The sequence below is a fragment of the Nostoc sp. NMS4 genome (genome assembly GCF_017115095.1).
Taxonomy (GTDB): Bacteria; Cyanobacteriota; Cyanobacteriia; order Cyanobacteriales; family Nostocaceae; genus Nostoc.
In genome coordinates this window covers 1-9,067 of record NZ_JABXKI010000101.1, presented here as the reverse complement: position 1 = coordinate 9,067, position 9,067 = coordinate 1, and the positions used below count along the sequence as shown (strand labels likewise).

The 9,067-nt window shown below is 41.9% G+C and carries 8 protein-coding genes; 3 read left to right on the top strand and 5 right to left on the bottom strand.

Features of this window, described 5'->3' with window-relative positions:
• A partial coding sequence (locus HWQ37_RS07270; RefSeq protein WP_292745357.1) for an ABC transporter ATP-binding protein occupies nucleotides 1–1,847 on the bottom strand: 1,847 nt, incomplete at its 3' end.
• A 301-nt stretch (nucleotides 1,848–2,148) separates the two neighbouring features.
• Here HWQ37_RS07270 and HWQ37_RS07265 point away from each other — a divergent pair.
• Both HWQ37_RS07265 and HWQ37_RS07260 read left to right on the top strand, forming a co-directional pair.
• On the top strand, nucleotides 2,149–3,171 hold the full coding sequence (locus HWQ37_RS07265; RefSeq protein WP_292745355.1) for a tetratricopeptide repeat protein: 1,023 nt from the start codon (nucleotides 2,149–2,151) through the stop codon (nucleotides 3,169–3,171).
• A gap of 127 nt (nucleotides 3,172–3,298) precedes the next feature.
• Complete coding sequence (locus HWQ37_RS07260; RefSeq protein ID WP_292745353.1) at nucleotides 3,299–4,312, top strand: zinc-dependent alcohol dehydrogenase family protein; 1,014 nt, start codon at nucleotides 3,299–3,301, stop codon at nucleotides 4,310–4,312.
• Nucleotides 4,313–4,514: 202 nt separating this feature from the next.
• On the opposite strand, the gene HWQ37_RS07255 is transcribed toward HWQ37_RS07260, so the two are convergent.
• The 4 genes from HWQ37_RS07255 to HWQ37_RS07240 all read right to left on the bottom strand — a co-directional run bounded on the left by HWQ37_RS07255 (nucleotide 4,515) and on the right by HWQ37_RS07240 (nucleotide 8,011).
• Nucleotides 4,515–5,186 (bottom strand): glutathione S-transferase family protein, encoded by a 672-nt coding sequence (locus tag HWQ37_RS07255; RefSeq protein WP_292745351.1) that lies wholly within the window; start codon nucleotides 5,184–5,186, stop codon nucleotides 4,515–4,517.
• Between the two features lie 201 nt (nucleotides 5,187–5,387).
• Complete coding sequence (locus HWQ37_RS07250; RefSeq protein WP_292745349.1) at nucleotides 5,388–5,558, bottom strand: hypothetical protein; 171 nt, start codon at nucleotides 5,556–5,558, stop codon at nucleotides 5,388–5,390.
• 75 nt (nucleotides 5,559–5,633) lie between these two features.
• On the bottom strand, nucleotides 5,634–6,761 hold the full coding sequence (locus HWQ37_RS07245) for an aryl-sulfate sulfotransferase (protein WP_292745347.1): 1,128 nt from the start codon (nucleotides 6,759–6,761) through the stop codon (nucleotides 5,634–5,636).
• A gap of 212 nt (nucleotides 6,762–6,973) precedes the next feature.
• Nucleotides 6,974–8,011 (bottom strand): NADP(H)-dependent aldo-keto reductase, encoded by a 1,038-nt coding sequence (locus HWQ37_RS07240; RefSeq protein ID WP_292745345.1) that lies wholly within the window; start codon nucleotides 8,009–8,011, stop codon nucleotides 6,974–6,976.
• Between the two features lie 531 nt (nucleotides 8,012–8,542).
• Between HWQ37_RS07240 and HWQ37_RS07235 the strand changes: the two genes are divergently transcribed.
• Nucleotides 8,543–9,067 (top strand): peptidoglycan-binding protein (locus HWQ37_RS07235; RefSeq protein WP_292745343.1); only part of this gene is annotated, 525 nt, incomplete at its 3' end.

The following is a 9,067-nucleotide window of genomic DNA, read 5'->3' as shown; positions in this document are numbered from 1 at the left end:
GCATAAAGCCCTCCCTGTTGCAGTAATTGGTCGTGACTTCCCTGTTCGATTAATTCGCCCCGCTTGAGAACAAAAATCCGGTCTACATTCCGAATTGTAGATAAGCGGTGAGCGATAATAATGGCGGTACGTCTGAGCAATAACTGATTTAATGCCTCTTGAACTGAAGCTTCTGTACCCACATCTAAACTAGCGGTAGCCTCATCTAGTACCAAAATTTGGGGATTGCGAATGGCAGCCCGCGCAAAGGCTAAAAGTTGCTTTTGACCGCTAGAAATATTTGTGCCCCGTTCTCGAAGTTGAGTATCATAACCTTGGGGTAATTCTTCTATAAACTGGGCAATGTTGGTTTCTTCGGCTGCCTGTTGAATCTGTTCAATGGTATAGCCGTCTCCTAAAGAAATGTTGCTTTTAACATCGCCAGCAAACAAAAAGCCTTCTTGTAAAATTACTGCCATGTAGCGCCGCAGTTCTGCTTGTGGCACTTCCCGAATATCAACGCCATCTATGAGAATGCGTCCTTGGGTGGGTTCGTAGAGGCGGCACAAAAGACGGATAATCGAAGTTTTACCCGCACCGGTGGGGCCGACTAATGCCACTTTTTCACCGGGATGAATGGTGAAATCTAAGTCTTTAATGACGTAATCATCATTTTTGTAAGCAAACCAGACGCGATCGAAGCGAATCTCTCCCAGTTCTGGGGGGGAAGTGAGGTCTGGGGATTCTAGATTTGCCAGGATCTCGTCTATGTAGCCAAATTTCGCATCAAATATTGAGAAGCGGACATTGGCGCGATCGCGGATTTCTATCGGTTCATCTAATATATCGCCTACGCGTTCAATGGCAGTGAAACCAGCTTGAATTACTGTAAATTTTTCGGCAAAAGCCCTTAAAGGGTCAAATAATCGTTGGGCATATAATACAAATGTCGATAAAGTCCCAAAAGTCAAGTCTTTTTTAAATAAAAACCAACCACCCGCCCATAAAACACCTGCGATCGCAATCAGTCCAACCCATTCCAAGGTTGCTGAAACAAATGAATCAAAAAAGATGGTTTTATCCATTTGTTGAGTGTAGCGGCTGTTCGTGGCACGAAATAATTCGGCATTAAATTTTTCTCGGCGGAACAACTGCACGACGTTAATACCAAGCACATTCTCTTGTAGCTGGGAATTCAGGATAGAGAGTTCTTCTCGCCCTTTATAATTGGCTTGGCGGTACTGTTTTTGCATATAAACTATTACCCAGCTAGTTGGTAACAGCATCAATAGCAACAAGCAAGCGAGTTTCCACTGGATGGAAAACATTAACCCCAATGTCACCAGCATCAAAAACATATCGGATATAATGCCAATTGCCCCAGTAGAAAAGACATCGCCTAACACTTCCACATCGCTGGTGATTCTGGTAATTAATTTACCTACGGGCGTGCGGTCAAAAAAGCGTACCGCCAGAGATGTTACATGCTGAAATAAGTCTTGGCGAATTGCTGCGGTGATTTGTTGTCCGAGTTTTTGGACTATATAACCTTGGAAACCGGTCAATATCGATTGGATGGCGATCGCAATTACAAATAATCCTTCTAGGATATTTAACCCTTGCGAGAAGGGACGATTCCTGAAAAATTCGTAAACGCTTGGTTCCTTACGAATCAGGGAGATTACTTGGCCAATCAAGAAGGGTTGTATGGCACTAGCTAGTGCAAGCGGTACGAGTAAGCACATCGACACCGCCAGTAGTCGGCTGTTACGACGGGCATAAGGCACTAAACGCAAAAACAACCGCCAGTCATTCTCAGTCCGGCGATCTGGTGTATAAGATTTTTTGAGAGATGGGTAGATGCTCATAGTAAGAGCATTATATTAATGTTTGGAAAAAAACACGCTTGTTCAATGTATTCAAAATTGATGTGTCCATATCATCTGTTGCATCTATGAGAGGTGTAGCGGCTTTAGGCAGCGCCCCTACAAGAGTATTTGTATTCATTGCTTCATAAATATTCCCGTAAGTATGGAACAATAGCATACTTATCTGTTTAAGTCTTATATCTAAAGATAGAAGATCGAGGTTAAAATTTGGGAAACCTAAGAGGGGTTCTATTCCCAAAGATGTCTTGCTTAACTTATCGCAGAATGCAACTGAGGTCAGATGACGCAACCTTTAAATCAAGTCAAAGAGTGGGAACAACGTCGTGACGAAGCAAACCGCTACTACCAACGGGGAAAATTTCAAGAATCTCTCGATCTGGCAACCAAAAATTTACACTTGGCTAGAGCAATTCCAGATCGAGCCAGAGAAGGCTATACATTAAACGACCTTGGTTTAGCTCACCTCAGTTGCTGGCAACCTCAAAAAGCACTAGAGCGCTTTCATCAGGCGCTTTCGGTTGCTGTTGAAATTGGCAACACACCAGCCGAAGCAACGGCACTTAGCAATCTGGGTTCTACCTACAGCCGTCTTGGACGCTTTTCGCAAGCATTGGAATATTTTGATAAAGCACTGCCAATCTTTAGGCGATCGCAAGATACTCAAAATGAAGTTTCCACTCTTAATGATGTAGCGCTAATTTATACCCGCTTAGGCGAACCGAAACGCGCACTGTTGCTACAACACCAAATTTTAAGGATGCGGCGATTGTTAGGTGACTTTTCTGGTGAAGCAACAACGCTCAATGGCATTGGATTTGCCTACAATGTCTTAGGTAAGTTTGAGCAAGCGCTAGAATTTTTTCAAGCAGCACTTCCAATTCAACGAGCTGCCAAGAATTTGCTTGCAGAAGCAACTACCTTGAATAATATTGCTTCGATTTATCATGATTTAGGACAACCCAAACAAGCGCTATTGCTCTACAATCAAGTTCTTTTGACACGTCGAGCAATTAGCGATCGCTCTGGTGAGGCTACAACCCTTCACAACATTGGTTTTACCTACAGCACCCTGGCACAGTATCGCCAAGCAATGAAGTTTTACAAGCAAGGCATGGTGATTTATCAACAGCTGGGCGATAGTCTTGGAGAAATTTCAACTTTGCTGAATATGGGAAGCCTTTACGCCACCACGAAACGTAAAAAAATGGCGCGATCGTGCTACCAAAATGCTCAAGAGTTAGCAAAGCAAATCGAATATCAGCCACTTTCGGAAAAAGTACAACAGTTCATAGATTCTCTGTAGCCTCCAGTTCCCCTTCTCCCATATTGGGAGAAGGGGTTAGGGGATGAGGGCAACCCTACTAGTAAAATTAGATATGCGTTATCCAGAACCCTTGTAGAGACGACGATTTATCGCGTCTCTGATATATATGAAAGCTTACGAAATTCAAAGCAACGCGGGGATTGATGCCCTGACATTAGTCGATCGCCCCCAAGCAAAACCCGCACCTGGACAAGTTCTGATTCAAGTCAAAGCAACATCCTTAAATTACCGCGATCTGCTGGTTATTGAAGGAGCCTACGGTGCTGGACAGAAGTATCCGTTAATTCCCTTGTCTGACGGTGCGGGAGAAGTTGTGGCGGTAGGGGAAGGGGTGACACGGGTGAAAATAGGCGATCGCGTCGCTGCTATTTTCTTCCAAGATTGGATTTATGGCTCTTTAACTAAAGAGAAAATGAAATCCGATTTGGGAGGCGGTATCGATGGAATGCTAGCTGAGTATGTCTTATTACACCAAGATGGTTTAGTAATATTACCTGATTACCTATCTTATATTGAAGGTGCAACTTTACCCTGTGCAGCAGTCACAGCTTGGCATGGACTGGTAACAAAAGGCAATATTGGCGCAGGTGATAGTGTTTTATTACTCGGTACTGGAGGAGTTTCAATTTTTGCTCTCCAGTTTGCCAAGATACATGGTGCTAGAGCGATTATTACTTCCAGCAGTGATGAGAAGTTGGCACAAACTAAACAGCTTGGTGCTGACGAGACAATCAACTACAAAACAACACCAGATTGGGAAAAGCAAGTTTATCAATTAACCAATCGCACAGGTGTAGATCATGTAATTGAGGTAGGCGGTGCAGGTACTCTGCCAAAATCGCTGCAAGCAGTCCGCATTGGGGGACGTATTAGCTTGATTGGCGTATTGTCAGGCAGAGGAAATGAGATTGACCCCATGCCAATACTTTTTAAGAGTTTAACAGTTCAGGGGATTTATGTTGGCAGTCGGGAAATGTTTGAGGCGATGAATCGGGCGCTGCAACAGCATCAAATCAAACCGATTATTGATCGAGTTTTCCCCTTTTCTGAGGCACGAGAGGCTTATCATTACCTCAAAAGTGCGGCTCACTTCGGTAAAGTTGTAATTAATAATTCGTAATTTTAAAGAGTTCAATTCTATGTTTCAAGTGGGGGTTTGAATTCCCACTTGAAACATAGTTATACCAATTGGAAAAAACAATGCGACAAATAGACCATTTGTAGAGACGCGATTCATCGCGTCTTTACTTTACCCATCGCGTCTTTACCTTTACCCAAGGATGTGTTGCAATCATTAATTGAATTGGTATTATGAATTGCGTTTAAACAGCCGCGAGAGTAGGCGTAGCGAATTTAGCATATCGCTCGATGTAGAATTCCTTAGAGTGTGCGATCGCTTTCACAGATTCACGCTCTTTCAAAGCATGTTTCCACTGACGGAGACGGGTAAATTGCTCTGGTACTCCAAAGCCGCGATAATGCTTCAGTGCAGCCCAGCGCTCAAACCAAGGGAAGTAGGTGAAATCCACCAAACTGATCGATTCACCAAACCAGTAAGGGCCTTCTCCAGATAGCTTTGCTAAACCTTCGTTTTCAATGAATTCCAGATGTTTATATAGTTCCTGTTTAGCTTCTTCTTGTTTTTGGGGATCTGAACTCCGCAGCAGGGTAGAAAAAGCAGGAACGAATCTGGTGTTAGCAAAATCGATCCAGATGCGAGCCTGTGCCTTAATAATGGGGCTACTGGGTAACAGTGATGGATTTGGAAATACCTCATCGAGATACTCGTTAATTACTGCTGATTCCCAAACTCGGTTATCACCATGAGTTAGTGCGGGAACTTTACCATAGGGGGAAACTTTGATAAACCCTTCCGGCTTATTCTGCAAATCAATCTCAATCAAATCGAAGTCGATCCCTTTCTCTTGGAGTACCAAACGGGTACGGTGAGCATAGGGACAAACAACTGCACTGTATACTTTAATTTCAGCCATGTTTAAGTACCTTGGTAAATAGAACCTGTTAATCGGCATTGGGAATTGAATTTGAATCCAAAATCCCAAATCTTAAATTGTTAGTGTCACAAAATCTTTTTGAAGCGAATGTAGCGTAAAAAATTCTCGACACTAACCAAACTTTTAATAATCAGAAGTTCGTAGTAATACCATTTCTTTGTAAAGCTGCGCCAAACCCTTTTAAATTCTTCCTTCTTTCTTTCTTTCTTTCTTTCTTTCTTTCTTTCTTTCCTTCTTTCTTTCTTTGTGTCCTTTGCGTCCTTTGCGGTTCGTTTTCTTCCTTGTACTTAAATATGGTTTAGCAAGGTTAAAATATTGCAATTTTAGGCTTGCCACGCCAGTAGTAAGCACTAAAGCGCTTAGAAAATAAGGACTAAACTCCTTACTACAAACTTACTTACCCATCAATTTAAAGTTGACAGACTACTAAAGCCAGGGTATTTCTTCAGGTGCATAACGGAAGGCGCGGAAAACTGTATTTTGTTCTCCACGAGTTACCGGCGACTTCTCACCTGGAATATTCCGAGATGCAAAGTAGGGATTGATGTATTCCCAAACAATTTCCCCTGTAACTGTCACCTCGAATATTCGACCGTAAGCACCTTCTGTAATTAAGGTATTGCCATTAGCCAAACGTTGCGCTCCTGATATATAAGAACTGAAGAAATTTTGGGGTGGGTTGTCGGTGTATTCCCAAACTATTTCTTTCGTTTGACGGTTCACCTCAATCACACGGGAGAAATTAAGAGCAATATTACGGCGATGTGCGCCATTGTCGAAAATCAGGATATTACCATTAGCTAATTCGTTCGGGAAGTGTTGCTGTGCTAGCACGTCATCACCCAGCGTCCAGATGATTTCTCCGGTTTTGCGATCGACAATCACAACTGTGGAGATATTACGAAAGCTCACTATAATGTTGCCATCAGCGAGTTCACCCACAGTATTCCCATGTGTCCATTCATGTCGATGATCTTGGGGTGTAATCGTAAATATATCTGGATCGAGGTGTTCGTGGGCGTGCCAAGTCCAAACGATTTCACCTGCTGGAGTCACCTCATAAAGCACATCCGCATAGATATTACCATCTGGTTCTGTACCTGTTACACCGCCTTTGATTCGAGGAACCAAAGACTGAGGTATCTTTTCAATGGCGAGTAGAATTGTGTTGCCATTGGCTAATCTGCGTCCATCGTGATGATGATCTGGATGCTTATATTCCCAAATAATATTTCCTTTGGGATCTGCTTCTAAAACAACACCACTTTTAAATGCAGCCCACAAAGCAAAACGCAGTGGTTCTTCTGGTGGAGTCTTACCATTATAAAAAAGGTCGCCATTGGGCAAAAGATAACCGTACAAACCTGGTGGATAAGGCAAATTCCACTGGTGTATTACTTCTCCTTCCAAGTTCAAAAGGTAGACTTCACCTTGACCTGTCAGAGGTGTGAAAAGTGTGTATCCTTTAAATACTTTTTCGGGATTGTAAGCCTTTAAGCCAGTACCCCGACGACGAATAGTATTCTGGTCAACTGATGTTGCTGTAAAAGTCATATTTACCTACTAAATATCTAGTTTTAAATCTCAGAATTAGTGGTCTGTCAAACCTATTTTGACGCTTGGAGAGACGCGATAAATCGCCGTCTCTACAGAAAACTTATTCGTCAATTATTTCTTGACAGACTACTAGGACAGATTGCATCACCTACTTCTACTTGTTTCTAAACAATTCGCACTCAGCACTCAGCACTCATTACTCAGCACTGTTATGGTGCTGGATTGGGAGACTGAGCATGAACTATATCCAACTCTTCCAAAATGTCTTTGTTGAGAACTACATTCACACTTTCTAAATTCTCTTTGAGTTGCTCTAATGTGGTAGCACCAATAATTGTGCTAGGTACAAACCAACGACTCCGCACGAATGCCAAAGCTAGATGTGCTGGACTTAGTTGATGGCGTTTGGCAATTTCCACATAAGCTGCGACTACTTGACTTACTTTTGGTTTGAGATAGCGCTGGCCAAAATTTTCAAACAAAGTGACTCTAGCTTTCTCTGGTTTGCCATTTAGATATTTGCCAGTCAAGAAACCAAATGCTAAAGGACTATAAGCTAGTAACCCAATTTCTTCGTGATAAACTGCTTCTGCTAAAGCTCCGTCAAATACTCGATTCAACAAGTTATAAGCATTTTGAATCGAAACAACTTTGGGTAATCCTAATTGTTTAGCAGCATTACTAAATTGGGCAACTCCCCACGGGGTTTCATTACTTAAACCGATATAGCGAATTTTTCCTGCCTTAATTACGTCGTCAAAAACTGCTAGCTGTTCCGTAATCGGAACTGTTTCTCCTACCTGCATCGGATCGAACACCGTTTGTCCAAACCGTGGCACATAGCGATCGGGCCAGTGGATTTGATACAGATCAATATAGTCTGTCTGTAATCTTTTTAGACTATCATCTACAGCTTGTTTGATATTATCACGGTCAATTGCTTTGGCTCCACCACGTACCCATTTAAAGCCTCGACCAGGGCCAGCAATTTTAGTAGCTATAATTAGTCGATCTCTTTGTTGACGCTTTAACCATTCCCCAATGTAAGTTTCAGTTAATCCATAAGTTTCGCCACTTGTGGGGACAGGATACATCTCTGCTGCATCAATAAAGTTTACTCCTTGGGCAATAGAATAATCTAGCTGTTCGTGGGCTTCTTCGATAGTATTTTGCTGTCCATAAGTCATTGTACCCAGACAAATTTCCGAAACTTTTAAGTCACTCTTGCCAAGTTGGTTATATTTCATATTTTTGTAGTAATCTTAGGTTCGCCACGCTAGTAGGGTGTGTTAGCAGAGTGCAACGCACCATTCATTATTGGTATAGCCCGCTTGGAATAATAAAAAATCTGAAATTGTAGTAAAAAGTACTTGCTTTTATTGAGTTTTTGTGAGTTTGACTTTTTCGCCTTAAGCATATACTACAAAAAACTGACTGATTTACCGTAGTATACCAAAAAGTCTTAAGATTTTTCTAAAATTAAAACTTAATAAATGTTCATACAGTGTATGAGACTTCGGCAGACGATCGCTATACAAGCCAATGAGACTTAAACGAGTTAGTTTAGTTAGACGCGATCGCAGATTCAACATCTCTTAAATACAAGCAAAGAGAAGTCAGTAGCAAGAAAGCTTTTGACTAATTTTATTTTTTCTTAATTTCGCTACCGATAAAAATCTTTTCCAAGGGTGGTGATATAAAATATACTAAGAATAAATACAGAGAACAACCAAGTGATTCTCTGCAAGTACTCATTTTTTCATATCAAGGAGTGCATTATGGAATATCTTGCCTATTCTCAAATGTTTATTGCTCAAGAAGAGGCATCTGGAAACACTAAGTATAATCTTCCTAAACCTCAATTAAATTGGAAAAAACTGCTAAAATCTTCAGCTTGGTTAGCCTTAGCCGGTGTTGGTGTATTGCTTGCTGCTGTTACCCAAATTCAAATGAGTTCGGCTGCTTATGTAAAGACTAACGGCAGTTGTTTACGTGTCCGTTCAGGCCCAAGCAGCAACTACTCTTATGTAGACTGCGTACCAAATGGCGCAACACTTCCAGCAATTGAAAGGTATGAAAACGGTTTTGCTAGGCTTTCTACGGGTAGATACGTTTTTGCCCGATGGATTGGTGATAAACCGAACAATCTTTCTGTGACTAAACCTGGTGGTGTTGGCGGTTCGGTAATTCTTAACCCTGGTTCTAAAGGTCAGCTTGTCAAAGACGTTCAAACAGCTTTAGGTAATCTCACAGTTGATGGAATTTACGGTCAAGAAACTGTTAGCCGAGTCCGAAGCTTTCAG